22 protein-coding genes are annotated in these 25,027 nt (G+C 67.1%); 9 read left to right on the forward strand and 13 right to left on the reverse strand.

Annotated features, from left to right (window positions below; genetic code table 11):
- Positions 1-3 precede the first annotated feature (3 nt).
- Positions 4-891: an alpha/beta fold hydrolase gene (locus JN531_RS08925; RefSeq protein WP_228348520.1), complete on the reverse strand. Its 888-nt coding sequence runs from the start codon at positions 889-891 to the stop codon at positions 4-6.
- Positions 888-1,820, reverse strand: coding sequence for an alpha/beta hydrolase (locus JN531_RS08930; protein WP_228348521.1), 933 nt, complete (start codon positions 1,818-1,820; stop codon positions 888-890). Before JN531_RS08930 ends, JN531_RS08925 begins: the two co-directional genes overlap by 4 nt.
- A gap of 96 nt (positions 1,821-1,916) precedes the next feature.
- On the opposite strand from JN531_RS08930, the gene JN531_RS08935 reads away from it, so the two are divergent.
- The 5 genes from JN531_RS08935 to JN531_RS08955 are packed head-to-tail and all read left to right on the forward strand — an operon-like array spanning position 1,917 to position 7,707.
- Positions 1,917-3,548, forward strand: a complete 1,632-nt coding sequence (locus tag JN531_RS08935) for a CehA/McbA family metallohydrolase (protein ID WP_228348522.1) — start codon at positions 1,917-1,919, stop codon at positions 3,546-3,548.
- Positions 3,549-3,599: 51 nt separating this feature from the next.
- On the forward strand, positions 3,600-5,384 hold the full coding sequence (locus JN531_RS08940; protein WP_228348523.1) for a M61 family metallopeptidase: 1,785 nt from the start codon (positions 3,600-3,602) through the stop codon (positions 5,382-5,384).
- 3 nt (positions 5,385-5,387) lie between these two features.
- The gene (plsY, locus tag JN531_RS08945) at positions 5,388-6,035 is read left to right on the forward strand and encodes a glycerol-3-phosphate 1-O-acyltransferase PlsY (protein ID WP_228348524.1); all 648 of its coding nucleotides are present in this window, start codon (positions 5,388-5,390) and stop codon (positions 6,033-6,035) included.
- The gene (locus JN531_RS08950) at positions 6,020-6,991 is read left to right on the forward strand and encodes a biotin--[acetyl-CoA-carboxylase] ligase (protein WP_228348525.1); all 972 of its coding nucleotides are present in this window, start codon (positions 6,020-6,022) and stop codon (positions 6,989-6,991) included. The genes plsY and JN531_RS08950 overlap by 16 nt, the downstream gene beginning before the upstream one ends.
- Complete coding sequence (locus tag JN531_RS08955) at positions 6,988-7,707, forward strand: type III pantothenate kinase (protein WP_228348526.1); 720 nt, start codon at positions 6,988-6,990, stop codon at positions 7,705-7,707. Before JN531_RS08950 ends, JN531_RS08955 begins: the two co-directional genes overlap by 4 nt.
- Positions 7,708-7,730: 23 nt before the next feature.
- Here JN531_RS08955 and JN531_RS08960 read toward each other — a convergent pair whose 3' ends face one another.
- Positions 7,731-8,897, reverse strand: a complete 1,167-nt coding sequence (locus tag JN531_RS08960) for an ATP-binding protein (RefSeq protein WP_228348527.1) — start codon at positions 8,895-8,897, stop codon at positions 7,731-7,733.
- 75 nt (positions 8,898-8,972) lie between these two features.
- Complete coding sequence (locus JN531_RS08965; RefSeq protein WP_228348528.1) at positions 8,973-10,160, reverse strand: lipid-transfer protein; 1,188 nt, start codon at positions 10,158-10,160, stop codon at positions 8,973-8,975.
- Positions 10,161-10,332: 172 nt separating this feature from the next.
- On the opposite strand from JN531_RS08965, the gene JN531_RS08970 reads away from it, so the two are divergent.
- The 3 genes from JN531_RS08970 (at position 10,333) to JN531_RS08980 (ending at position 15,003) form a co-directional block, all read left to right on the forward strand.
- On the forward strand, positions 10,333-11,100 hold the full coding sequence (locus JN531_RS08970; protein WP_228348529.1) for an SDR family NAD(P)-dependent oxidoreductase: 768 nt from the start codon (positions 10,333-10,335) through the stop codon (positions 11,098-11,100).
- A gap of 94 nt (positions 11,101-11,194) precedes the next feature.
- Positions 11,195-12,220 (forward strand): NADP-dependent oxidoreductase, encoded by a 1,026-nt coding sequence (locus JN531_RS08975; RefSeq protein WP_228348530.1) that lies wholly within the window; start codon positions 11,195-11,197, stop codon positions 12,218-12,220.
- A gap of 68 nt (positions 12,221-12,288) precedes the next feature.
- Positions 12,289-15,003 (forward strand): winged helix-turn-helix domain-containing protein, encoded by a 2,715-nt coding sequence (locus JN531_RS08980; protein ID WP_228348531.1) that lies wholly within the window; start codon positions 12,289-12,291, stop codon positions 15,001-15,003.
- Between the two features lie 16 nt (positions 15,004-15,019).
- On the opposite strand, the gene rpoH is transcribed toward JN531_RS08980, so the two are convergent.
- The 9 genes from rpoH to mtgA form a co-directional block, all read right to left on the reverse strand.
- Complete coding sequence (rpoH, locus tag JN531_RS08985) at positions 15,020-15,883, reverse strand: RNA polymerase sigma factor RpoH (RefSeq protein WP_228348532.1); 864 nt, start codon at positions 15,881-15,883, stop codon at positions 15,020-15,022.
- A gap of 62 nt (positions 15,884-15,945) precedes the next feature.
- Entirely contained in the window at positions 15,946-16,899 is a 954-nt protein-coding gene (gene ftsX, locus JN531_RS08990) for a permease-like cell division protein FtsX (protein ID WP_228348533.1), read from the reverse strand.
- Entirely contained in the window at positions 16,889-17,584 is a 696-nt protein-coding gene (gene ftsE, locus JN531_RS08995) for a cell division ATP-binding protein FtsE (protein WP_228348534.1), read from the reverse strand. The genes ftsX and ftsE overlap by 11 nt, the downstream gene beginning before the upstream one ends.
- Positions 17,585-17,593: 9 nt before the next feature.
- On the reverse strand, positions 17,594-18,514 hold the full coding sequence (ftsY, locus tag JN531_RS09000; RefSeq protein ID WP_228348535.1) for a signal recognition particle-docking protein FtsY: 921 nt from the start codon (positions 18,512-18,514) through the stop codon (positions 17,594-17,596).
- Complete coding sequence (locus JN531_RS09005) at positions 18,507-20,492, reverse strand: VTT domain-containing protein (RefSeq protein ID WP_228348536.1); 1,986 nt, start codon at positions 20,490-20,492, stop codon at positions 18,507-18,509. Before JN531_RS09005 ends, ftsY begins: the two co-directional genes overlap by 8 nt.
- A complete protein-coding gene (hemL, locus tag JN531_RS09010; protein WP_228348537.1) occupies positions 20,489-21,781 on the reverse strand; it encodes a glutamate-1-semialdehyde 2,1-aminomutase in 1,293 nt (430 codons plus the stop codon). The genes JN531_RS09005 and hemL overlap by 4 nt, the downstream gene beginning before the upstream one ends.
- A gap of 44 nt (positions 21,782-21,825) precedes the next feature.
- Positions 21,826-22,482 carry a thiamine phosphate synthase gene (gene thiE / locus JN531_RS09015; RefSeq protein WP_228348538.1) on the reverse strand — a complete coding sequence of 219 codons (657 nt, stop codon included), beginning with the start codon at positions 22,480-22,482 and terminating at the stop codon, positions 21,826-21,828.
- A complete protein-coding gene (gene thiD, locus JN531_RS09020) occupies positions 22,479-23,237 on the reverse strand; it encodes a bifunctional hydroxymethylpyrimidine kinase/phosphomethylpyrimidine kinase (RefSeq protein ID WP_228348539.1) in 759 nt (252 codons plus the stop codon). Before thiD ends, thiE begins: the two co-directional genes overlap by 4 nt.
- Before the next feature lie 390 nt (positions 23,238-23,627).
- On the reverse strand, positions 23,628-24,299 hold the full coding sequence (gene mtgA, locus JN531_RS09025; protein ID WP_228348540.1) for a monofunctional biosynthetic peptidoglycan transglycosylase: 672 nt from the start codon (positions 24,297-24,299) through the stop codon (positions 23,628-23,630).
- Positions 24,300-24,545: 246 nt separating this feature from the next.
- Here mtgA and JN531_RS09030 point away from each other — a divergent pair, with 246 nt between their 5' ends.
- Positions 24,546-24,890: a thiamine pyrophosphate-binding protein gene (locus JN531_RS09030; protein ID WP_228348541.1), complete on the forward strand. Its 345-nt coding sequence runs from the start codon at positions 24,546-24,548 to the stop codon at positions 24,888-24,890.
- Positions 24,891-25,027: the final 137 nt, after the last annotated feature.

The following is a 25,027-nucleotide window of genomic DNA, read 5'->3' on the forward strand; positions in this document are numbered from 1 at the left end:
AGGTCAGGTCCGGTCCAGAAACGGTTGCAGCGCATTCCACACGCCGTCCGGCGCCTCGACCTGCGGGTAGTGGCCGATGCCGGGCAGGCTGACGACGTCCGGTGCCGGTATCAATGTGCGGTAGCGCGCCACCATGTGGGCACCCGACACCGGGTCTTCCGGGCCATTGATCAGGCGCAGTGGTACCGGGGTCCGTTGCAATGCGCCCACCCACCGTTCGCGGTGTTGGCGACGATCGTCGATGTAGCGGATCAGCCGGTGCAGTTGGCGATGACCGTCGTTGTAGGTCAGCAGCGACCAGAAGGCATCCAGTGTGGCCGCGCTGGGACGGGTCTCGGGACCGAACACCAGCGAAAAACTGCGATTGAATCGATCCTGTCCCGACAGCGCCGATAGCAGCGCGCCCAGCGGCGAATGCAGCAGCCGTTGTGTCAGCGTTTGTCGGTGGGTTTCGGGAAACAGGCCGCCGTTGAGCAGGGCCACGGCACGCAGCGTCATCGGCAGCGAGTGGTCGAGCCCGCGCGCCAGCAGCTCCTGCGCCACGCTGACGCCGTAGTCGTGTGCCACCACCTGCACCGTGTCGACACCGCAGTGCTGCATCAGGGCAACGTGCAGGTCGGCCTGTTCCATCAGGTCGTAGCGGTGCCCACGCGGTTTGGCAGCACGCCCGAAGCCGAGCATGTCGGGCGCAATCACCCGCCCGTAGCGGGCCACCAGGCGGTCCCACAATGGCGCCCAGTCCCAACTGCAAGTGGGGAAGCCATGGATCAGCAGGACGGCTTCGCGGCTGTCGCCACCACTGTCGCGATAGGGCAGGTCATGGCCACGGAACGTCCAGTGCCGGGCCGCGGCGTACCAGGCATCCGGCGTCGGGTCATGGGTGGCGTTCACGGCAGATGGCGGCCGAGAAAGGCGCCGAGGCGGCGGGTGGCGGCATCGGCCTCCGGCACCAGACCGGCAAACAGCTGCCAGACGTGCCACAGCCCCGGCCACATTTCCAGCGTCACATCGACTCCGGCCGCCTGCGCGTGGGCGAACAGCTGACGCGCATCATCGGCCAGCACCTCGGCATCGGTGCCCTGGATCAACAGCGGCGGCAGCCCGCCGAGGTCGGCATGGACCGGCGACAGCTGGGGGTGGTCGGCAGGGGTATCGCCGGCATACATGCGGCCGCACTCACGCAGGGCCTCGACATTCAGGATTGGCTCGCGCCAGGCTTCGGCGGTCATTGCCGGGAGGCTGCAGGTGACGTCGCCCCAGGGCGACAGGATGGCCGCTGCCGCCGGCATCGGCAGCCCCTCGTCGCGTAGCCGCAGCAGGCAGGCCAGGGTGAGCCCGCCGCCGGCAGAATCGCCGGCGATCACCAGCCGTTCGGCACCCTCCGCGTCGAGCAGTGCGCGATAGGCGCTGACGGCATCATCCACCGCTGCCGGAAACGGATGTTCCGGCGCCAGCCGATAGTCGATGGTAGCGACGCGAACCCGCGCTTCCCGCGCCAGCCGACTGGTGAGTTCGCGGTACACCCGGGGTGCGCCGATGACATAGGCGCCCCCGTGCAAATAGAGCAGGGTGCCGCGTACGGCGCCGGCGGGCCGGGTCCACTCGGCATCGATGCCGCCGAGCGGGGCCGATTCGAAATGACTGCCGCGGGGAATGGTGATCTGCGTCGCCTGGGTCAGTCGCAGCAGCTTTTGCCGGCGTTGTTCCACGCTGAGATCGGCACGGGCGAAGATCGGCTGGATCAACACCTTCACCGCGCGCCGGAACAGGCGCGCGCGCAGTGACAGGGGGCCGGCATCGAACAGGGCGGCATCGGACATCGGAGTTCTCGCATGACAGGTGAGGGCGCCGACAAGCTTACGCGCGCCGCTGGCGGCCTTCACGTTTCCGTCCTGCCCGCCGCATACAATCCGGGCATGAACACGTTTCGCCTCGTGCTGCTGTGCCTGCCCGGCCTGTTGTTGGCCTGCGCGGGTGACGACCCCCTGTCGCTGACCGGGGCGGTCTGTGCGCCGGGCGCCGACCCATTGGTGTTCGAGGGCGATGTGGCGGCGGCGGATGCACGCCAGTATCGGCTGCAACCGTTCTCGGTGGTGGCGGGCACCGGCCGGGTCGAGGTGGCCTACGGCTGGGCCGAAGCACCCGGTCTGCCGGCCACCCCGTTGACTTCGACCACCCTCGATCTTGGCTTGTGGGATGCCGATGGCGTTGGCACCCCTGCGGGGTTTCGGGGCTGGGGCGGCTCGCGGCAGGGGCGGCTTGATCGCGACCAGCCGCCGGTGTTTGTCGAGGCGGGTGTTGCCGACCGCGGGTTTCAGCCGGGTGCCATCGAGCCCGGCGAGTGGAACGCGGAGCTGGGCATTGCCGCGGTCAGTCCGCAGGGGGCGCGTTGGCGGCTGGAGATTGCCTGCACCGAGGCCAGGGGTCCGGCGGCGACCGCCGCCGACCCGGTCGACCGGGGTCACGTCGCCCGCCACGCGCCGGGCTGGTATCACGGTGACTTCCACATGCACGCCTTTCACAGCCAGCCCAACGGCCCCGACGACAGCGACTTCATTGCCCAGAGCCGCGCCGCCGGCCTCGACTTCCTGATGGTGACGGAATACGTCACCGGCCGGCACTGGGAGACCCTGGGGATGACCCAGCGGCTCAACCCGGACCTGCTGATCTGGCCGGGGCGCGAGATCATCACCTACCACGGCCACGTCAACACGCACGGCGAAACGCGGTCGGTGCTGGAGTACCGCCACGGGGCGCCGGGGGTCGACATCAGGGCCATTCAGCGACAGGCCAAGGCCGATGGCGCCCTGTTCCAGGTGAACCACCCCACCACCTTTCCCGGCCCGGTATTTCAGAACTTCTGCCGCGGCTGTGCCTTCGAGTTGGGCGATGCCATCGACTGGGCACAGGTGGACACGCTGGAAGTGCTCAACGGCCCGATTCTCAATGCCGCCCGTGATTTCGGCCTGCCGCTGCCGGGGCAGATCGAACAGCCGTTCACCACCACCGCCATCTGGCTGTGGGAGGCGCAGCTGCGCGCCGGGCATCGCATTACCGCCGTCTCCGGCTCGGACTCGAAGGGCGTTGATGCGCCCGAAGATCGCGCTCGCAAGGGTTATGGAAGCTCTGCAACTGCTGTATTTGCAAATGAATTATCACGTTCTGCGTTGCGACAGGCGATTCAGGCCGGCCATGCCTACATCCGCACCCGCGGCGTCGCCGGTAGCCCCGAAGTCCTGTTCGAGGGCGAAACCAGTGATGGCCAGACCGCCATCTATGGCGACACCCTGGCCCTCGGCGACGGGGTCACCGCCACTTTACGCACCACCGTCACCGGCGGCGCCGGGCAGGTGCTCACCTACTTCCGCAACGGCGCACCGGTGGCGGCGGTGCCGGTGCTGACCGATCCCTTCGTCCACCAACGCGCCGCCACCCGGGGGGTGCTGGCGGAGGGCCCGTTGGGCACCATCTGGCGGATCGAACTGCGTGATCTGCAATCGCGGACCATCATCGGCAACCCGATTTTTCTGCAGGGCAGTTCGCCGTAACGACGGGCGCGCAGGGCCTACAATGGCCGCACGTCCCCCCGTTCCCGCCGCATGACCGTCCGCTACCGCATCACCCCTGCTGTACCGCGCGCCCACCTTTACGCCGTCGAGCTGAAGGTGGAGCGGCCCGACCCCGCCGGCCAGGTGTTCCGCATGCCGGTCTGGATTCGCGGCAGCTACCGGCTGCGCGACTTCGCCAAGCATGTGGTCGATTTGCGGGCGGAATCCGCGGACGGGCAGGCGCTGGCGGTGACCCGAATCGACAAGTCGACCTTGCAGGTGGCGCCGACCGACGGCGCATTGACCCTGCACTATCGCGTCTATGCCTTCGACGATTCGGTTCGCAAGGCCTTTCTCGACACGCGTCGCGGTTTCTTCAATCCCGGATCACTCTGTTACGCGGTGGCCGGTCAGACCGAACAGCCGCTGCAGCTGAGCCTGGGGCCGCCGGACGATCCTGCGTGTGTCGATTGGCAGGTGGCCACCAGCCTGCAGCCGACGCGGGTGGACGCGCAGGGTTTCGGTGAATACCGCGCTGACGACTATGAGGATCTGCTGGATCAGCCGGTGGAACTGGGTGCCTTCGAGCAGGTGGCGTTCGACGTCAACGGCATGCCCCACCGTCTGGTGCTGGCCGGCCACGCACCGGTGGACACGGCGCGGGTCTGCGCCGACCTTGCCCGCATCTGTGCGGCCGAGCACGCCCTCTTCGACAACACGCTGGTGCTGGACCGCTACCTGTTTCTGACCAACGTCATGACCCGCGGCTACGGCGGGCTTGAACACCGCCATTCCACCGCGCTGGTGTGCTCGCGTGACGATCTTCCGGCTCCCGGTGAGGCGGGCATGAAGCCGGCGTACCGGGCCTTCCTCGGCTTGGCCTCGCACGAGTATTTCCACCTCTGGAACGTCAAGCGCATCACCGCCCAGCGCTTCGCCGAGAGTGATCTCGCCAGCGAGGCCTACTCGCGTGACCTCTGGCATTACGAGGGGGTGACCAGCTACTACGACGACCTGTTCCTGTTGCGCGCCGGGCTGGTGCCGATGGAGGACTATCTCGACCTGCTGGCGGGCCAGGCGACGCGGCTCTGGCGCATGGCCGGGCGCGGCGTTCACAGTCTCGAAGACGCCAGCTTCGAAACCTGGACCAAGTACTACCAGCCCGACGAGAACACCCCGAACCAGACCGTCAGCTACTACGTCAAGGGTGCGCTGGTGGCGCTCGGGCTCGACCTGCAGCTGCGGCTGCGCGGGCAGTCGCTGGATGCAGTGATGCGGCTCGCCTGGCAGCGGTACGGCGCGCCCGGAGTGCCGGTGCCGGAAGGCGGCCTGGAAGCGCTCGCATGTGAGGTGGGTGGCCCTGAACTCAAACCCTTCTTCGATCTGGCGCTGCGCAGTACCGATGAATTGCCACTGGCTGAATGGCTGGCGGCCTTCGGTGTCGCTGCCGTGCCGCGCGCTGCCGTCAATGCGGCCGATAGTGGCGGACGTGTGGTCGGGACCCCACCGGCCAGTGCACTCGGCGCCCGCCTCGCCAACGACAGCCTGAGGGTGACGCAGGTGCGCAGCGGCAGCCCCGCCGAAAAGGCCGACCTGGCGGTGGGCGATGTGCTGGTGGCGGTCGACGGCTGGCAACTTGCGGCCGCCACCGCCGAACGACAGCTCGGGCAGTTGGCGCCCGGGCGGCCGGTGTCGGTTCATCGTTTCCGCGCCGGGCGGCTGGCCGAAATAGCACTGGTGCCGGAAGCGCCCGCGCTCGACACCTGGACCTTGATCCCCGATCCCGATGCGGATACCACCGCACTGCAGCGCCGCCGCGCCTGGTTGGGGGCCTGAGCGATGGAGGTCGTCGTCAAGCTGTTGCTGGCCTACCTGCTCGGCACCGTCATGGGGGGGCAAATCGTCGGTGCCTTGCGCGGCGGCATCGACTTGCGCAAGACCGGCAGTGGCAATGTCGGCGCCACCAATGCGCTGCGGACGCAGGGCGCTGCCTTCGCCCTCGGCGTGCTCGCCATCGACGTGCTCAAGGGTGTCGTCGCCGTGCTGCTGGTGCCGCAGTTGCCGTGGCCGTGGGGTGCCGGCGACGTGCCAGTGCAGACGGTGGCCTACGGCTGCGGCGTAATGGTGGCACTGGGGCACTGCTATCCGCTGTTCTACCGGTTTCAGGGCGGCAAGGGCGTGGCCACCCTTGCCGGCGTATTCGCCTGCCTGTTGCCGCTGGCGGTGGGCTGGATGTTGGCGTCCTTCGTGCTCGTCGTGATGCTCACCGGCTACGTCAGCCTCGCCACCCTCACCGCCAGCCTGGTGGCGCTGTTGCACATCGCCTGTTTTTCACCGCAGGGGCTGTGGTCGATGACCGGCGCCTTCGGTATCGCCATGGCCACGCTGGTGGTCTGGAAGCACCGCAGCAACGTGCGCAACCTGATCGAGGGCAGCGAGCACCGTTTCGAGAAGGCACGGGTGTTGGGTCGATGGCTGAGCCGCTGAACCCCGGGCAGCACCGTGCCTTGGTCGGCGCGTTGGCCGACGGTGACTGGCATTCCGGGGCCGATCTGTCCGAGACCTTCGGCATCAGCCGCGCAGCGTTGGGCAAGCGGATCGATGCCCTCGGCGCTTTTGGCCTGCAGGTGGAGCGTCGTCACGGCACCGGCTACCGTCTGCAGACCCGCCTGGATCTGCTCGATACCGATGCCATTGCCACCCCGGCGGGCTGGCGCTTGGAGCTGCAGCCGGTGACCGGCTCCACCAATTCCGACCTGCTGGCGCGCGATGCCGCAGAAGACCCGCAGGCGCTGCTGGCCGAGTACCAGCAGGGCGGTCGCGGGCGGCGGGGCCGCCAATGGGTCTCGCCTTTCGGTCACAGTCTGATGCTGTCCGCCGCCTGGAGCTTCCCGACCTGGCCGCGGGATCTCGGTTGTCTGCCGCTGGCCGTCGGCGTCTGTGCCGCTGAAGCGCTGGCCGGTCAGGGGATCGGCGAGGTGTTGCTCAAGTGGCCCAATGACCTCTACGCCCGAGGCCGCAAGCTGGGGGGCATCCTGCTGGAACATCGCGGTGAGACCGGTGGGGCCTGTCGTATCGTCATTGGCATCGGTCTCAACGTGCGGCCCTTCGCCGACGGGCAGGCGCCGGACCAGCCGTGGATCGCCGCCGACCAGTTGCGGGATACGCCGGTGGATCGCAATGCGCTGGCGGCAGCGCTGTTGTCACAGCTTGCCGCAATGCTGGCGGCCTATGCCGACACCGGGTTCGCCCCCTGGCGCGGGCGCTGGCAGGCGCGGGACCTCACGCTGGATCGCAAGGTGAACGTGTTGGGCCCCGGTGCCCCATGGCAAGGTATCGCCCGCGGCATCGACACCCAGGGCGCGCTACAGGTGGAGGTGGACGGTCAGCTGAAACCCCTGCACAGCGGTGAGGTCTCTGTACGCATGGAGACCCCGCGATGATCCTGTTGCTCGACATCGGCAACACCCGCCTCAAGTGGGGCCGGGTGGGTGCAGACGGCGTCCAGTATGGCGGAGCGCTGCCGCATGGCGGCGATTTCCAGGCCCTCGTCGAGCAGCTGCCGGTCACCCGCCCGGATGCCGTGTGGGTGTCGCATGTGCTGGGCGAGGCGCACGAGCCGGCGCTGGTCGCCGGCCTCACCCGTCGCTATGGCGTGGACCCGCAACTGGCCCGCACGCGCGGTGTTTCGCCCGGGCTGCGGATTGCCTACACCGACCCCGCCCGTCTCGGCGTGGACCGCTGGCTGGGGATGCTGGCGGTGCGGCAGCGAACCGAAGGCGCCTTTGTCGTGGCCAGTGCCGGCACCGCGCTCACGCTCGATGTGGTGGACGATACCGGCAACCACCTTGGCGGCTTCATTGCCCCCGGCTTGCAGACCGCACTGTCAGCCACCCTCGGCGCGACGCGATTTGAAACCGGCACCCGCACCAATGCCTTTCGCGCCAACCTTGGCCGCGACACCGATGCCTGCGTGCGCGAGGGTGCCGTCTTGAGCTGTCTCGGCGCGCTCGACCGCGGCCTGACGCTGGCCCCGGCCACCGCCAGCCGCTGGATGACCGGCGGCGATGCGCCCTTGCTGCTGCCGCACCTGGGCCACTGGGCCCACCGGCCGCATCTCACGCTGGAAGGGTTGCGGGTGCTGGCGTTGGAGGAATAATGATCGCCCGCTGACGTCAGACGTTAGCCCCACTCACACGTGGCCAACGCATGCCACGGCAGCACCTCGCAATCGGACCGCTGCTGTGCGCTATCGCCACCGTAGATGAGCCTGCGCTTCCAGGTTTCGTCGCCGAAGGTTTTGAGTCCACGCAGAAACGCCGGCTGTACGGTCTGGCCGGATTTGCATTCCACCGCGATACCGGCGGCGCCTTGCGGGATCAGGATGTCGATTTCGGTACCGCGGGTTTCGCGATAGTGATGCAGCATCGACGGCAGTCCGCGATGCAGGTGCCATTTGTGCACCTCCGAGGCCACCCAGCTTTCAAACAGGGCGCCGCGTAGCGGGTGTGTCTGCAGTTGATCGGCGCTGCGGATGCCCAGCAGCGCACAGGCCAGGCCGCTGTCGCAGAAGTGCAGTTTGGGCGCCTTGATGAGCTGTTTGGTGACGTTGCGAAACCACGCGGGCGTGGTGAAAACCAGATAGCTGGCTTGCAGCACGCCCAACCAGGCGCGCGCGGTGTTGTGCGAGACGCCGGCATCACCGCCGAGCTGGCTGAGATTCACCTCCTGGCCGGTGCGCCCGGCACACAGTCGGACGAAGCGGCTGAAGCTGTCGAGGTCACCAATCTGGGAAAGCTGGCGAACGTCGCGTTGGATGTAGGTGGTGTAGTAGTCACCGAGCCAACGATCAGGGGGGATGCCCTCCACCCGCGGCCGTGGGTAGCCGCCGGCCCACAAGGTGTCGTCGAGGGTAGCCGGACCGCCTCCGGGCAGGCGCATTTGCTCTTCAAGGGAAAATGGCAGCAGTACCCGCATGGCCGTGCGGCCGGCCAACGACTGGCTGATGGCCTGGGACAGCGCCAGATTTTCCGAGCCGGAGACAATGAAACGGCCTTTGCGGGGGTCGCGATCAACCGCATCCTGCAAATAGCTGAACAGCGCGGGCACCCGTTGTGCCTCGTCGAGGATGGCGCCGTCCGGGTACTGCGCAAGGAAGCCGCGCGGGTCATCGCGCGCAAACTCGCGGGTGTCGAGCGGTTCCAGCGACACATACGGCTTGTCGGGAAACGCCATGCGACACAGCGTGGTCTTGCCGGACTGGCGCGGCCCGGTGACGGTCACGATGGGGTACTGCCCGGCGCAGGCCAGCAGGTGGGGCAGCAGGGTTCTGGGCTGGGGCTGATTCATGCATGGATTGTAAGTTAACAATGCAATCCATGCATGAATCAGCGAACATCGGGCTGGCGTGTCGCGCCGATGCGCTCAGCCGTCCTGCACCCCATAAAGGGTTACGACGCAGGCGCTGCCGGTGCCGATGTTGTGCTGCAGGGCCAGGCGGGCGCCTTCCACCTGACGGACACCACTGCGGCCGCGCAACTGCTCGACCAGCTCGGTGCACTGCGCTAGCCCGGTGGCACCCAGCGGGTGGCCTTTCGACAGCAGACCGCCTGACGGGTTGGTGACCACCTTGCCGCCGTAGGTGTTGTCGCCGTCCATGATGAATTTCTCGGCGCCGCCCTCGGGGGCGAAGCCCAGGGCTTCGTAGGTGATCAGTTCGTTGGCGGTGAAGCAGTCGTGCAGCTCGCAGACGTCGATGTCGTCGGCGCCGACGCCGGCCTGCTCGTAGACCTGACGGGCGGCGTCGCGGGACAGATCGAAGCCGACGGCGCGGATCATCGATTCCGATTCGAAGCTGGAGGGGGTATCGGTGGTCAGCGCCTGGCCGAGGATGCGGATGCGGCTGTCGATGCCGTGACGCTTGGCGAAGGCTTCGCTCACCACGATGGCGGCGGCGCCACCGCAGGTCGGTGGGCAGCACTGCAGGCGGGTCAGCAGCTTGTAGATCACCGGCGAGGCGAGAATCTGCTCGACGCTCACCGGGTCGCGGAAGATGGCCTTGTCGTTGTGCTCGGCATGGCGGCGCGCCTTGGCGGCGATCATGGCGAAGGTTTCCGGCCGGGTGCCGTACTTCTGGGCATGCTCGTAGCCGGCGCCGCCGAACAGATGGGGCGCCATGAAGGCGTCCGGGTCGGGCTGCAGCTGCTGGGCAAGCGCGATGAAGTCCCCCAGCGGATTGGGGCGGTCGTCGAAGACGCTGCCCAGCGCGCCCGGTGTCATCTGCTCGAACCCCAGTGCCAGCGCGCAGTCGACGGCGCCACTTTCCACCGCCTGCCGCGCCAGGAACAGGGCGCTGGAACCGGAGGAGCAGTTGTTGTTGACGTTGATCACCGGGATGCCACTTTGCCCCACGCGATAGAGCGCGCGCTGGCCACAGGTGCTGTCGCCATAGACATAGCCGACATAGGCCTGCTGGATCTGGCCGTAATCGATGCCAGCGTCCTTCAGTGCCAGGCCCACAGCCTCGGCGCCCATCACGTCATAGGTCGCGCTGCGACCCGGTTTGCTAAAGGGGATCATGCCGACACCGGCCACCACAACCGAACGACTCATCTCCGCATCTCCTGACGACTGGATTTTCGCATGTGCGACCAGCGCCGACCCTAGTCCGCCGGGGGGCTGTGCGCCCCGCCCATAGGAGTAGGGCGTTACCGTCCGTTGCGAGGCCAGAGTGTCGAGACGCTTCCGGCGGAGGCGCTTCGAACTAGACAACAGGAGAGCGGGAATGGCATTCGATTTCAGTGACAAGGTAGTGCTGGTGACCGGAGCTGCCTCGGGTATCGGGCTGGCAGTTGCGCGCCGCTTTCTGGCGGCCGGAGCCACCGTGGTGGCCACCGATATCGATACCGACGCCTTGCTGTCGACTGCGGTGCCGCCAGAGGCGGCAAGCCGCTGGCGTACCCGGCGGCTGGATGCGGCTGATGCGGCGGATATCGGCGCCGGGATGGAATGGCTGTCACGGGAGATCGGGCGCCTCGATGTGCTGGTGAACAACGCCGGCCTGGCGCGGCTCGAGGCCATCAGTGACCTCACCGAGGCCGCCATCGACCTGCAGTTCGCGGTGTTGCTGAAGGGGCCCATGCTGGCATCGAAAGCGGCACTGTCATTGCTGGCGGACAGCGACGGCGCCATCGTCAACATTGCCTCCATCGCCGCGATCATCCAGGCCGGCGGCCATGCCTGCTACAGCGCCTGCAAGGCCGGACTGGTCAAATTCACGCGGGACCTGGCCAAAGAGCACCCCGGCGTGCGCAGCAACGTCATCCTGCCCGGCTTCATCGACACGCCCATTCTCAATGCCTACGGCGAAGGCGCGGCGCTGGATGCCATCAAGGCCGATCTGGTCACCCGTATCCCGCGCCGACGACTGGGGCAGCCGGACGACATCGCCGATGCCGTACTGTTCCTGTCATCGCCGCTGGCCGCGTACATCTCGGGCGCCGAGCTGGTGGTGGATGGCGGCGTCACGGCGACGCCCCTGGAAGCGATGTAGGCATCCCCCCCTTTCGGGTGGGGGCAGGGGTGGCGCGGGTGGGGACACTGGCGTTCTGATAAATCCGTCAATACCCCACAACGAGGAGATCCCGATGCCGAACATGGCGCGCCACTGGTATTTCAATGAACGGCCCCAGGGCGAGATGGACGATCGCACCCTGGTCCTGCGCGAGGAGCCGCTGCCGGCGCTCAAGGACGGCGAGTTCCGGGTGCGTTCCATCTACCTGTCGATGGATGCCACGCTGCGCCTGTGGGTCGGAGAACTCGATCTGTACATGGAGCGCATTGCCCTCGGCGAGCGGATGAAGGGGTTTCTCATCGGTGAGGTGGCGGAATCGAAGCATCCCGGGTACCAGGCCGGTGACCTGGTGGCGGGCCTGGGCAGCTGGTCCGACTACCTGACCGACGATGGCAGCGCCTTCCAGAAAATGCCGCCGATTCCGGGGCTGGGGGTGGCCGATGCCTTCGGCATTCTCACCGTCGCCGGCCCCACTGCGTTGGTCGGGTTGATGGAAATCGGCAAGCCCAAGCCCGGCGACACGGTTGTGGTCAGCGCTGCCGCTGGTGCGGTCGGCATGCTGGTCGGGCAGATCGCCAAGATTCATGGCTGTCGCACCATCGGCATCGCCGGTGGCGCGGAAAAGTGCGCCCGTCTGAAAGCCGAGTTCGGCTACGACGAGGTGGTCGACTACAAGCAGGGCGATATCGTCGGCCAGTTGCGCAAGCTGGCGCCGGACGGGGTCGACGTGCTGTTCGAGAACGTCGGCGGCGAGGTGCTGGATGCCGGCCTCACGGTGATGAAAGACTTCGGTCGCGTGGTCATCTGTGGGCTGATCTCCAGCTACAACTCCGACGAGCTGGTGCCCGGTCCTTATATGTTCCGTAACGTGATCATGCGGCGACTCACCATCCAAGGGTTCGTCATCCTCGACTACTACGACCGCTATCCGGAATTCCAGGCCAAGCTGGCGGGATGGATGCTGGAAGGTCGCCTGAAGTACCGCCTGCATGTGGTGGACGGTCTGGAAAACGCGGTCGACGCGCTGAAGCTGCTCTACAGTGGTGGCAATCAGGGCAAGGTGATGGTGAAGATCGGCGACGAGCCGGGTCAGGCGTAACCGCGATGACGGCTTTGTCCGGTGCGGAAGGCGGCGCTACCCTCGACCGTCGAGCCCCGGAGGATGTCGTGAGCGCTGACCCTACCGCAGAACCCCGCCGCCGGCTGGACGAACCGGTGGCGCCCGCGCGCACGGTGGTGCTGCGGGCAGCGGCGTTGGAGCGGCTGAAGTCCGGGGCTCAAGCTTCATTGGTGCTGGTGCAGGGCCCTGCCGGTTTCGGCAAGACCACCCTGCTGCGGCAGTACAGTACCTATCGTGCCACCCAGGGTGATCAGATCGCCTGGATGCGGATGGATGCCCGTTCTGCCGACCCGGCACAGTTTCTGCGCCTGCTCTGCGATGCCGCCGACGGCTTCGACGAACGCGTGCGCCAGCGCAAGGCCAAGCTTGAGCCGCGCCCGCCGACGCTGCAGGATTTCAACCGGGCGCTGGGACGGTTGCGGGGTGGTGGCCTGATCGTGGTGGACAACTTCGAGCAGGCGTTCACCGCCGATCTCGAGGGCGTGTTCATGCAGGTGGTGCGGGTACTGCCGCCCGGTGTGCAACTCTGTATCGGCTCGCGGGTGCTGCCCTCCGATCGCCTGGTGAGTCTGCGCATGCGCGAACAGATGGTGGTGATCGACGAGCACGACCTTCGCTTCGGGGTGGAGGAGTGCGACGAGTTCTTTCGCGAGGTGCCCGGCCTGACCCCCGCCGATATCGCAGACCTGCATCGTCGCACCGACGGCTGGCCTGCAGCATTGCAATGCGTGCGCCTGTGTCTGCGCCGTGGTCGCGAACACCGTGGCCTGGCGTATGCCGGCAAGGGCATCACGCAGGACCTGATCGGCTTTCTTGCCACCGAGGTCTTCGACCATCTGGTGCCGGAACTGCAGACCACCCTGTTCCTGCTGTGCGTGCCGGAGAAGCTCAATAGCGAGTTGGTGTCCTTCGTGACCGGTGCCGACGACAGTCAGGCGGTGATCGACGAGATCGAGCGCGCCGGCCTGTTCCTGAGTCACCTGGACCTCGAGGGCCACTGGTACCGCTTTCACAATCTGTTCCGCCATTTCCTGCTGACCCGCATGCGGCAGGAAACCGATCCCGACGAACTGCGTCTCCAGCAACGGCGCATCGGCGACTGGTTCGCCGAGCACGGCTATCGTGAAGAGGCGATCCAGCACTGGATCGAAGCCGGGGACGTGGAACGTGCCGCGGCGTTGATGGACGAGGTCTGTGGTCAGTTGGTGGCGCAGGAACGTCTTGGCCTGATCGAGCGCTACGTCGACCAACTGCCGACCGAATGGGTGCTGCGGCACGAGAACCTCGCCAACGCCGCCATCATCGCTTACGGATTCCGTCGCGCCTTCGACAAGGCCAACCGCCTGATCGAGGCCCGTGCCGCGCTTCTCGCCGACAGCGATGATGTCCACGCGCTCGGCGTGCACAATGGCACACGGCTGTTCGTGCTGGTGGCACAGGATCGGATCGAGGAACTGGGGCCGGCTGCCCAGGAGGCCGGGCAGCAGCTCAGTGCCGATGATGGCTTCCGCTATGCCGTGACCCTGAACGCGCGTGCCCTGTGGCTGGTGGGGCGCAGCGATTTCGAGGCGGCGCGAGGGCTGTTGCTGAAGGCGCGCCCCCTGCATGAACGGGATGGCTCGTTGTTCGGACAGGCCTACCAGGAAGCGGTGTTCAGCATGTCGTTGAGTGCCGAGGGTCGCATCAGCGAAGCCTCGCGGGGGCTGTCCGCAGCCCTGCGCCGCACCGAAGAAGAAGCCTGTGGCAGTGTCACCGCCGGTTCGGTGGTGGCGGTCTATCTTGCCGATGCCCGCTACGAGCAGAACCGCATCGAAGACGCGCGGACCTTGCTGGCGGACTATGGTTCTCTGGCTGAGCAGCAGGCCATCGTCGACCCGCTGGCGACCCTGTTCCTGACCCGTGCGCGTATCGCCTTTCAGCGGGGAGATGCCGCTGAGGCCGACGCCGTACTGGACCGCGCGCTGTATCTCGGCTACCGCCACGACTTTGCCCGGCTGGTGGCCTGCGCGGCAGCCGAGCGGGTCCGGCAGGCCACCCTGTCCGGCGACCTGGATCTTGCCGAGCGCCGTCTGCGCGAACTGGACCTCGAGCGCTATGACGGCGCCGCGCCGCTGCTGTTTCACGCCGGCGAGAACGAACTTCATACGGCGACCTGGGCGCGCTATCTGATCCACGCCGGTCGCAGTGCCGAAGCGCGACGACTGCTGCAGGGGGAGATTCGCCAGGCACATGGCCAGCGTCGCCGTCGTCGCGAGCTGAAGCTGACCCTGTTGCTGGCCATGGCACAACATGCCGAAGGACGGGGAAACTGCGCGCGGCGCACCGTGCTGGAGGCTTTGGAACTGTGTCCGCCGCGCAATTTCGTGCGCAGCTTCCTCGACGAGGGCGGGATGTTGCTGCAGTTGCTCAAGGAGGTGCGGCGTTCATTCGAACATCTGTCGCGACTGGCGCACCAGGATCTGCTGGTGGCCTACCTTGATCACCTGTTGGCCGAGGCCGGCGAGCGTGTCGACGCGGTACCGGAAGCGCTGGTCGCCGATGCCGAGGGCGCTTCGCTGCAACTGCTGGAAACGCTGACCGAGAAGGAGCGCAACCTGTTGCGGCATGTCGCCATGGGGTTGTCCAACCGGGACCTGGCTGAGCGCCTGTCGGTTTCCACCAACACGGTGAAGTGGCACATGCGCAACATCTTCGACAAGCTGCAGATCAACAACCGGGTACAGGCCATCGTGGTGGCCCGGCACCTGGGGATGATCGATTGATGACCGCTGCCGCGATCTACTCGGCTTCGATCGCCTTGCGCAACTTCTTCATGGCGGCGGCTTCGATCTGACGAATGCGCTCGGCGGAGACGCCGTACTCATTGCCCAGTTCCTGCAGGCCGGCCTTGTCGCCGTCGTCTGCCAACCAGCGGCGCACCAGGATGTCGCGGGCGCGGTCATCCAGCGTGGTCAGTGCTGAGCGCATGCGGTCTTCGCGTTCGGACTGCCACTCGGCTTCTTCGATGGCCTCGAAGGCGTCAGTGCCGTCGGCGAGGAAGTCTTCCGGCACATAGGCCTCATCCCCATCGCTGGGGGTGGCGCTGAACGAGACATCCTGCCCGCCCAGCCGGTATTCCATCTGCAGGACTTCTTCCGGCTTGACGTTGAGGTCTGCGGCCACTGCGGCCACTTCCTCGGCATTGAGCCACCCGAGACGGCGCTTGGCCGAGCGCAGGTTGAAGAACAGCTTGCGCTGCGCCTTGGTGGTGGCGATCTTGACGATGCGCCAGTTCTTCAGGATGAACTCATGGATTTCGGCCTTGATCCAGTGCACGGCAAAGCTGATCAGGCGCACGCCGACACCGGGGTCGAAGCGCTTGACCGCTTTCATCAGGCCGATATTGCCTTCCTGGATCAGGTCGGCCAGCGGCAGACCATAGCCCTGGTAGCCGCGGGCAATGTGGACGACGAAGCGCAGGTTGGAGAGCACCAGGGTCTGGGCCGCCTGCAGGTCGTTGTCGTGATGCAGTCGTTCGGCCAGCGCCTTCTCGGCACCGGCGTCGAGCACCGGAATGCCGCCTACCGAGGCCATGTAAGCATCGAGGCTGCCGGACAGCGGGACCGGCAGGCTCGCAGGCATCTTCGCAAGTGCAGTCGTCATGATGTTGTTACTCCCATCTCCGGCTAGTTTAGCAGTCACGTTGTTGGAGTGCTAAACCGTCATCAAGTTCCCGCGCCCGGTGCGCCCGGGTCAATCTCGCGGAGATGGCGGTGTACCGTCCAGAACGCGCCCAGCCAGCCCAGCGCCAGCCCCGACAGCAGCAGGGCCAGGGCACCGTCGAGGGTCAGCCCGCGCAGCTCGAAGTGGCTCTCGTAGAGCCCCGACAGGACGCTGGCCGGCCCCGCGACCGCCAGTACCGTGCCCTGCACCAGCAGCAAGGCGAACAGTCCGCCCCCCAGCCCGTACCAGGCCCCGGTGTAGAGAAAAGGACGGCGGATGAACGGATCGGGTGCGCCGATCAGCTTCATCACCACGATCTCCTCGCGGCGCCGCTCGATGTCGAGGCGGATGGTGTTGCCGACCGTGATGATGACGGCCAGCGCAAGACCGGCAGCAATGATCCACACCGCCCGGCTTACCAACTGCAGAATGGCATGCAGGCGCGCCAGCCACTGCTGGTCGAGCTTGGCGATATCGACCTCAGGCAGCGCAGCCAGGCGGTCAGCCAGGGCAGCGACCGCTTCGGGGGGTAGTCGATCCGTGGGCTGGACCCGGATCAGCGACGGCAGCGGGTTGTCGTCGAGCAGGTCGAGCGCCTCGTCGAAGCCGGACAGTTCACGAAACTCCGCCAGATTCTCGGCACGGCTGTGGAAGTGGGCGGACGCCACTTGCGGGTCGTCGACGAGGCGACCGGCCAAGGCGCGCCCGGCGGCGTCATCGACGTTGTCCTTGAGATAAAGCGAGGCCTGCACCGAGCCTTCCCACGCCGTGCTCACTGCGGAGACATTGCGCACCAGCACTTCGAGGCCGGCCGGCAGCGACAGCGTGATGCCGATCACCGCGGCGGTCAGCAGGCTGCCCACCGGCTGGGCGGTCAGCTTGCCCAGCGAAAAGAAGAAGGTGCGGGCATGGGCCTGGCCCCAGCGGCGCAGCAGGTTGGGCCGCTCACTGGCCATGATCGGCGTCTCCGCTGACACGTTCGCTCAGGCGCCCACCATTCAGATGCAGAACCCGGTAGCCGGGCAGGGCGTCGATCAAGTCCAGGGCATGGGTGGCAATCAATACGGAAACGCCGGCATCGTTGTAACGCCGGAACAGGTTCATCACGCCCATGGCGGTATCGGGATCGAGGTTGCCAGTGGGCTCGTCGGCCAGCAACAGCAGTGGCTTGCGGATGACGGCGCGGGCGATGCCGACCCGTTGTTGCTCGCCCCCTGAAAGCATCATCGGCAGCAGCGACGCCTTTTCGAGCAGGCCCACCGAATCCAGCGCGGCGCGGACCCGACGGGCAATATCGCCGTGGCGCAGTCCTTCAATCACCAGCGGCAACGCCACGTTGTCGAACACATTGCGGTCGTACAGCAGATTGAACTGCTGGAAGATCAGGCCCAGATGCTGGCGGTAGGCTGGCACATGGCGGCTCGCCAGGCGTGCCACGTTCTGGCCGTGGACCAGTACCTGCCCGCGGGTGGGGATTTCAAGACGGGCGATCAGCTTCAGCAAGGTGGACTTGCCGGCACCGGAGGCGCCGGTGAGAAAGGCCATCTCGCCCAGCCCCAACTGCAGGTTGACGTCCGCCAGCACGTCCTGGCCTCCGGCGTAGCGGTGGCTGACGCGCTGCAGGTGGACGAGTTCGGACATGCGCGGATGTTAGCGGTCGACCAGCGCGTCCGCATAGGCTTCGGCGTCGAACACCTCAAGATCGCCAGCGCCTTCGCCGACGCCGACGAAACGAATCGGCAGCGCCATCCGGCGGGCGATCGCCAACAGCACGCCGCCTTTTGCCGTGCCGTCGAGCTTGGTCACCACCAGACCGGTGAGGCCGATGGCCTCGTGAAATTGCAGCGCCTGGGTCAGTGCATTGCCGCCGGTGGTGGCATCGACCACCAGCAGCACCTCGTGTGGTGCGTAGGGGTCGTGCTTCTGGATCACCCGCTTGATCTTGCGCAGCTCCTCCATCAGGTGCCCCTGGGTGTGCAGGCGGCCGGCGGTGTCGGCGATCACCACGTCGGTGCCCCGCGCCTTGGCCGACTGCACCGCGTCGAAGATGACGCTGGCGGCATCGGCCCCTTCGCCCTGCGACAGCATCTGCGTCTGAGTGCGAGTAGCCCAGGTGCCAAGTTGTTGCACGGCCGCCGCCCGGAAGGTGTCGCCTGCGGCCAGCAGCACGCTGCGGCCCTCACCCTTGAAGCGCTGCGCCAGCTTGCCGATGGTGGTGGTCTTGCCGACCCCGTTGACGCCGGTGACAAACAGGATGAACGGTTTGATGAAGGGCGGAATCTCGAGCGGCACGGCCACCGGGCGCAACAGCGTCAGCAGGGCCTCGCGCAGGGCGTTGCGCAGCTGGGTCTCGTTCTTGACCCGCCCCAACTTGATGTCGTCGCGCAGGCGATCGATCAGGGTGGTGGTGGCGTCAAGCCCGGCGTCGGCCAGCAGCAGGCGCTCTTCGAGCACGTCGAGGGCGTCGTCGCGCAGGGCCTCGCCGCTGAACAGGCTGCCGAGGTCGCGGGTGAGAAACGAGTCGCCCTGGTTGATCTTGGCGCGAACTCTGGACAGCCAATGGTCAGTCATGAAAGGGCTCCGGTGAAGCGACCGTGGTCAGCAGATACAAGCCGCCCACGTCGCGAATGATCGGTGCCGCCGGTCGCAGTAGCGGGTCCGGGTTGGCGGTGTCGATGGCGATCGGATAGCGCATCAGGCCGAGATAGGCGCTGCGGGCCTCCTGCAGCACCAGGCTGCCCACCCATAACGGGGTGCCATCATCGAAGCGGGCATCGGCCGGCCACAGCCGCAACAGCCACTGTCGCCGCGCGTCCTGTGGGTGGCGCAGCATCAGCACCTGTCGCTCACCGGCATGCACCTGGGGCAGCACCGGCAGTGTGTCAACCGCTGCGGCATCGCTCAGCCAGCGCAGCACCTGGCCGCTGGCCAGCGGCGGCGGCGGGGTCCAGCCGCTGCGCTCCAGGGCCTCGCGGATCGCCGGCAAAGGGCCCGCCCACTGCAGATTCAGGGGTTGCTTGGGACGGCCGGCGATGTCCGAGCGCTGGCTGGCAAACTGCTGGAAACCGTCCTGCTGCCAATCGGTCCAGGTGAAGCCGGTACGGACCTCGACGCTGCGCGCCGCGGGTAGCAGATCGCGGTCGAGGGTCCACTGTGCAGTGGCCGCCAGCAGGAAGGTGAGTCCGACCGGGACCAGGGTGGCGCCGAGTCGAACCACGCTCGGTCGGTGTCGGCGAAAGCCCAGTCCGAGCAGGGCGGTCCACAGCAGGCCGATCACCAGCAGCACCATCGCATGGCTGAACCACTGGGCACCGAGATACAGCCGGCTGACGGTGATCAGCACCAGCAGGGCCGATGCCACACCATAGAACCAGGTGCGCTGGTGGGCGCTGCGGCCGGTCGACAGCAGGACCGGGATCAGTCCGTAGATGACGGTCGCCAGCACCAGATCGCGGGCGGCATAGCCCGGGGGCGGGGTGAGCAGAAAGTAGGCATGGGGTGCGTCCACGGTGGGAACCCGCGCCAGACCCAGTGACAGCACCCCGCCGAAGGCCAGCGCCGCCAGCCAATGGGCGGTGGCGCGGGTGCGGCGTTGCACCATCAGGGTCAGCAGCATCGCGACCGCCACCGGTGTGTACACCGGCCATTCGCCAAGGTGCAGGAAGACGGTGGCGATGGCGATGCCATAGGGCGTGTGAAGGTCGCGCAGCCACTGGAAGATGGCGGCATCGGACGGCCAGGGATAGGCGTGCAGGCTGGGTGCCGCCAACAGGAACAGCGTCAGCGCGCCCAGCGCCCACAGCAGGATGGCGAGCAGGGCCAGCACCGGGGTTTCCGGTTGGCTGGGGTCGGCCAGGGCGGCGCCGAAGCGCCCTAGGCGCCGATGCCGGCGCGACCAGTCGAGCAGCGCTCCGAGCCATCGCTCGGCGCGATCGGAGGCTGTCTGCAGCGACAGTCGGGTCAGTGCAAATGCCCCCCATACCAGCGCAGCCAACAGCACCAGCAGCAGGGCCAGACGGCCGGCCACCTGTGCGGCGAGGCCCAACGAGGCGCCGAACACCACCCCGGGCAGGATGTAGGCGCTGGCCCAGACAACGGCGGCAACGCCGTCGGCCAGCAGAAACAGCCATAGCGGCATCGGCGATGCGCCGGCGACCGCCGGCAGTACCGCCCGTAATGGGCCAAGGAAGCGCGCCATCAGCACGCCTTTGCCGCCATGCCGTTGGAAGAACTGCTGGGCGCGGGTGACCAGCATGCGGCGGCGCTGTAACCAGGCACTCTCGAACAGGCGCTCGCGGTAGCGGCGCCCCAATGCAAACGACAGCAGGTCCCCGGTGAGGCCGCCGAGCGCGGCGATCAGCACGGCCGGCCAGAAGGCGACCACGTCCAGCGCCACCAGCGCGCCGATGGCGAACAGCACCAGGCCCGCCGGCACGAAGACGCCGAGAATGAAAACCGCATCCAGCATGGCCGCGGCAAACAGGATCAGCAGGGCCAGCCCCGGGTGGGCCTCGGTCCACAGCAGAAACGCCTGCCCGAGTTCGGTCACAGCGCGCGGAACGCCTCGCGGGCGGCGGTGCGGGTCTGCTGCAGTTCGGCGTCGCCATGTCGGGCCGATACAAAGCCGGCTTCGAAGGCCGAGGGTGCGAGATAGACACCGCCCGCCAGCATGGCGTGGAAGAACCGCTTGAAGCGTTCGACGTCGCAGGCCAGGACATCGGCATAGCCACCGATCGGGCCCGGCGAGAAGAACAGTCCGAACATGCTGCCGACCTGGGTGGTGGTAAAGGCGACGCCAGCGGCATCGGCCTCGGCCTGCAGCAGGCTGCAGAGCGCCGCGGTGGTAGCCTCGAGCCCGGCGTAGAGCGCCGCGTCGTCCAGCAATCGCAGCGTGGTGAGGCCGGCGCACACCGCCAGCGGATTCCCGGATAGCGTGCCGGCCTGGTACACCGGACCCACCGGTGACAGCTGCTGCATGACATCGCGCCGGCCGCCGAACGCGCCGACCGGCAGCCCGCCGCCGATGATCTTGCCGAGCGTGGTCAGGTCTGGCGTCACGCCGTAGCGTCCCGCTGCTCCCTGCGGACCAACCCGGAAGCCGCTCATGACCTCGTCAAAGATCAGCAGCGTGCCATCCGCGCTGCAACGTTGCCGCAGCCCCTCCAGAAAGCCCGGGGCAGGCGGCACGCAATTCATGTTGCCCGCCACCGGTTCGACGATCACCGCGGCAATCTGTCCGCGATGCTGGTCGAATAGCGCGTCCACGCTGTCGAGGTCATTGAAGGTGGCGGTCAGCGTGTAGCGCGCCAGGTCCGCGGGAACGCCGGGCGAGGTCGGCACGCCGAACGTCAGCAGCCCCGAGCCGGCTTTCACCAGCAGGGCATCGCCGTGGCCGTGGTAGCAGCCCTCGAACTTGAGAATGAAGTCGCGTCCCGTGGCGCCACGCGCCAGACGCAGCGCACTCATCGTCGCCTCGGTGCCACTGGAGCAGAGCCGGACCTGATCCATGCCCGGCACCCGGTTGCAGAGCAGCTCGGCAAGGTCGATCTCGGCGGCGGTCGGTGCCCCGTAGGACACGCCGACGGTGAGCTGCGCCTGCAGCGCGCTGATCACGGTCGGGTGTTGGTGGCCGAGGATCATCGGGCCCCAGGACCCGACGTAATCGACATAGCGATGCCCGTCGGCGTCGGTGATCCAGGCGCCGTCGGCGGCGGCGATGAAACGGGGCGTACCCCCGACACCGCGAAATGCGCGGACCGGGGAGTTGACGCCGCCGGGGATACGATGCCCGGCTTTCTCGAACAGGGCTTCGGATTGGGGACAGGCGGTATTCGACACGATCAACTCCGGGCGCAGCGCGCGGGGGAAAGCCCCGCGGCGGATCAGGCGGATGGAAGATCGCGATTGTACGTTGCCAGCGCGTCGGTGTAGGCCTGCGCTGCGGCCTCGATATCCGGTGCGCCGAACACGCCATCGATCACCGCCACCAGGCGAGCGCCGTGGTGGCGCACGATGGCGACCTGCGGCGGGGTGATGCCGCCGATGGCGCATACCGGCACCGACAGGCTGTCGGCTGCCGTGGACAGGGTTGTCAGCCGTGCCAGCGGTGCGTCCGGCTTCGAGCGGGACGGAAACAGCCGGCCGAAGGCGACATAGTTGGCGCCGGCCGCCACCGCAGCTCGCGCACGGCCGAGGTCGTCGCCACAGCTCACGCCAAGCCAGCCCGAGCACCCCAACTGCGCGCGCACGGTTGCTACGGCACCGTCACGCTGGCCGATATGAACGCCGGCTGCCCCGATCTCGCACGCCAGTGCCACGTCGTCATTGATGATCAGCGGGCAATGGTGGGCATCGCACAGCCGGCGCAGTGCGCGGGCCCGCGTCATGCGCTGGGGGGGGCTGGCGTGCTTGTCGCGGTATTGCACCAGCACGGCGCCGCCGCGCAGCGCGGCTTCGACTCCGTGCAGCAGGGTGTCGAGGTGCTGGCAGAGGGCATCCGCGGTGATGACATACAGCCCTTCAGGCAGGGTAGGGTTCATCCGCTGCGGCCGGGGATCAGGCGGCCGCGGCCGATGCGCTGGCCGGCCCGCAGCATCTGATGAACGACCCGCTGCCCGGTTTCGATCGCTTCGGCGATCGGATCGCCATGCGCGAGCCGAGCCGCCAGCGTCGCGGCCAACGTGCAGCCGGCGCCGTGGAAGGCGGCATCGACCCGTGGCCAATGGAAGGCACGCGCGCCGTCGGCATGGATCCACCAGTTGGTGACCGTGCTGCCCGCCACGTCACCGCCGGTGACCAGCACGTGGCGACAGCCGCGGTCCCGCAATGCCATTCCCCGGGTGCACGGGTCGTCGGCATCCGGCGCCATCTGAGCGGCTTCAGACTGATTCGGCGTGAGCAGGGTGACCGCTGGCAACAGCCGGTCGAGATAGGCCGGTTCGGCCAGGCGTGCACCGCCGCCCGCGCGCAAGACCGGGTCGACCACGACCGGGACGTCCAGCTCGGCAGCCAGGCTGGCAACCCATTCGGCCTGATCGGCATTGCCCAGCAGGCCCACCTTGATCGCGCTGATCCGACAGTCGGTTGCCAGTCGCGCCCATTGTCGTTGCAGCCAGTCCAGCGGCACGGCTTCGACCGCAGTGACATCGACCGTGTCCTGAATCGTCAGCGCGGTGATCAGGCTCAGGGCATGCGCCCCCTGCGCGCGGATGGCTTCGATGTCGGCTTGAATGCCGGCACCCCCCGAGGGGTCATGACCGGACAGACACAGGACCAGCGGGAGCGTCGGATTCATGGCGCCATTGTAGGCCGGCCGGGGTCGGTATCCGGGCGGTGTTTATGCACAAGGGCAGTGCACCCCGAGCGCGACCGGGTCGAGCGTTGACCTGAGGTCGTCGAAAAAATGTAATGAATCTCCAACACAATGATTTAAAAGGAATTAAGTTGATGAACAGAAAGTTTCCATCGGGCAGAAAACCAAGGCCGGACGGCAACTTAGGGTGGTGTTCCGACGGCTATGCACAAGTTTATCCACAGCTAATGTGGGTAAGCGCGATAAATGTTTTCAATGCATGCAGTTGCAGCGGATACTTAATGTCGATCCTCATCGTTGGTGGCGTGCGCGCCCGAAGGTGCCGCTTGACGGGCACGACGGAATGTCGGTCGACGGCCGCCGACGCGTCGGTCAGGGGACGATGCCGTCCAGCCACGCCGGCCCCAGTTGCGCCATCTGATCTTCGATCCACCGGCCGCGCTCACGCACATAGTCCCCCGGGGCATCGGCCCGGTAGCGCGACGGTGCCGGTAGCGATGCGGCCAGCAGTGCCGCCTCCGACGGGCTGAGTCCGGCTGCCGGCTTCAACCAATAGTGCGCAGCAGCCGCTTCCACGCCGTACAGGCCGGGTCCGAGCTCGGCGATGTTGAGGTAGACCTCGAGGATGCGACGCTTCGACCAGAGGATTTCGATCAACAGGGTGTAGCCCGCTTCCAGCCCCTTTCGCACCCAGCTGCGGCCCCGCCAGAGAAACAGATTCTTCGCCACCTGCTGACTGATCGTCGACGCCCCCCGGGTGTGGCCACCTTCGGCGTTGTGATCCAGGGCATCGCGGATCGCTTTGAGATCGAAGCCGTGGTGGGCAGGAAAACGCTGATCCTCGGCCGCAACGAAGGCCAACGGAACATGCTTCGGCAGGGTTTCCAGAGCCACCCAACGCTGACGCACCGGCGGCCCTTCACGATCAAACACATCTGCAGCCATGAACGCGGTGATCGGTGGTGGCAGCACTGCAAGTACCGCCACCGGGACGACCGTCAGCAGCAACAGGGTGGCCAGCGCGATCCAGAGCAGACGTTTCATCGAGTCCCCGTTGACATTGATCCCACCGAGAGTGGACACTCTCGGCTCGAATTCTCAACCTGTTCACAGCCACCCGCCCCTGCTCATGACGCCGATGTTCGCCAAAGCCGTCATTGCCGTGCTCGTCGTCGTAAACGACGCGCCGTAGGGGACGTTGCTGCTTGATCCAACCCCCGTCGGCGCAGTCCGGCGGGGGTTTCTCGTTTCTGGGGCCCGCCGGTATCGCCGACACCACCGAGCCCACCGATGAATGCATCACCCCGCCCAACCGAGATCGCACCGCCGCTGCAGTGGCGGACCTCGACGACCTCTTCGCTGCCAACGCTGGTCGCTGAAGTGGCGCAAGCCCATTGTGCCCACACCGCGCTGCTGGTGCTGGCGGTGCGTGATCGTGCCGATGTGCGCGCCGGGCTGGCCGGTATCTGCCTGATGCCCTTCACCCGTGCGCAGTACCGGGTCGACAGTGCCGAGGAGTGGGCAGCGGTGCTCGATGACGCCCGCCGGGTGTCACGGCTGTCGCCGGCCGGCCCAGTACTGATCGAGGTTGCGCCCGAACTCCAGGGTCAGCTCGGCGCTGCGCCCTTCAAGTGACAGGCAGGCCCGGATTGCGCCAGAGTTTCAAGGTGGGCTCGGCCTGGTTCAGGGTGTAGAAGTAGCGACGCGCGCCACCGCGCGAGGGGCCCCGTAGGGGATCGCGCGCAGGCGAAGCCGGCGCTGTGCACTTCAGA

This window comes from Flagellatimonas centrodinii (assembly GCF_016918765.2).
GTDB classification, from domain to species: Bacteria; Pseudomonadota; Gammaproteobacteria; order Nevskiales; family Nevskiaceae; genus Polycyclovorans; species Polycyclovorans centrodinii.

What these genes read in the sequence shown, in the direction of transcription:
- plsY (WP_228348524.1), top strand. Translation starts at nt 5,388, where the DNA reads ATGGAGGTCGTCGTCAAGCTGTTGCTGGCCTACCTGCTCGGCACCGTC.
- ftsY (WP_228348535.1), bottom strand. Translation starts at nt 18,514, where the DNA reads ATGACTGACCATTGGCTGTCCAGAGTTCGCGCCAAGATCAACCAGGGC.
- JN531_RS08975 (WP_228348530.1), top strand. Translation starts at nt 11,195, where the DNA reads ATGCCGAACATGGCGCGCCACTGGTATTTCAATGAACGGCCCCAGGGC.
- mtgA (WP_228348540.1), bottom strand. Translation starts at nt 24,299, where the DNA reads ATGAAACGTCTGCTCTGGATCGCGCTGGCCACCCTGTTGCTGCTGACG.
- JN531_RS08950 (WP_228348525.1), top strand. Translation starts at nt 6,020, where the DNA reads ATGGCTGAGCCGCTGAACCCCGGGCAGCACCGTGCCTTGGTCGGCGCG.
- thiE (WP_228348538.1), bottom strand. Translation starts at nt 22,482, where the DNA reads ATGAACCCTACCCTGCCTGAAGGGCTGTATGTCATCACCGCGGATGCC.
- JN531_RS08965 (WP_228348528.1), bottom strand. Translation starts at nt 10,160, where the DNA reads ATGAGTCGTTCGGTTGTGGTGGCCGGTGTCGGCATGATCCCCTTTAGC.
- ftsE (WP_228348534.1), bottom strand. Translation starts at nt 17,584, where the DNA reads ATGTCCGAACTCGTCCACCTGCAGCGCGTCAGCCACCGCTACGCCGGA.
- JN531_RS08970 (WP_228348529.1), top strand. Translation starts at nt 10,333, where the DNA reads ATGGCATTCGATTTCAGTGACAAGGTAGTGCTGGTGACCGGAGCTGCC.
- JN531_RS08935 (WP_228348522.1), top strand. Translation starts at nt 1,917, where the DNA reads ATGAACACGTTTCGCCTCGTGCTGCTGTGCCTGCCCGGCCTGTTGTTG.
- JN531_RS08960 (WP_228348527.1), bottom strand. Translation starts at nt 8,897, where the DNA reads ATGAATCAGCCCCAGCCCAGAACCCTGCTGCCCCACCTGCTGGCCTGC.
- JN531_RS09030 (WP_228348541.1), top strand. Translation starts at nt 24,546, where the DNA reads ATGAATGCATCACCCCGCCCAACCGAGATCGCACCGCCGCTGCAGTGG.
- ftsX (WP_228348533.1), bottom strand. Translation starts at nt 16,899, where the DNA reads ATGGCCAGTGAGCGGCCCAACCTGCTGCGCCGCTGGGGCCAGGCCCAT.
- JN531_RS08955 (WP_228348526.1), top strand. Translation starts at nt 6,988, where the DNA reads ATGATCCTGTTGCTCGACATCGGCAACACCCGCCTCAAGTGGGGCCGG.
- rpoH (WP_228348532.1), bottom strand. Translation starts at nt 15,883, where the DNA reads ATGACGACTGCACTTGCGAAGATGCCTGCGAGCCTGCCGGTCCCGCTG.
- JN531_RS08940 (WP_228348523.1), top strand. Translation starts at nt 3,600, where the DNA reads ATGACCGTCCGCTACCGCATCACCCCTGCTGTACCGCGCGCCCACCTT.
- thiD (WP_228348539.1), bottom strand. Translation starts at nt 23,237, where the DNA reads ATGAATCCGACGCTCCCGCTGGTCCTGTGTCTGTCCGGTCATGACCCC.
- JN531_RS08930 (WP_228348521.1), bottom strand. Translation starts at nt 1,820, where the DNA reads ATGTCCGATGCCGCCCTGTTCGATGCCGGCCCCCTGTCACTGCGCGCG.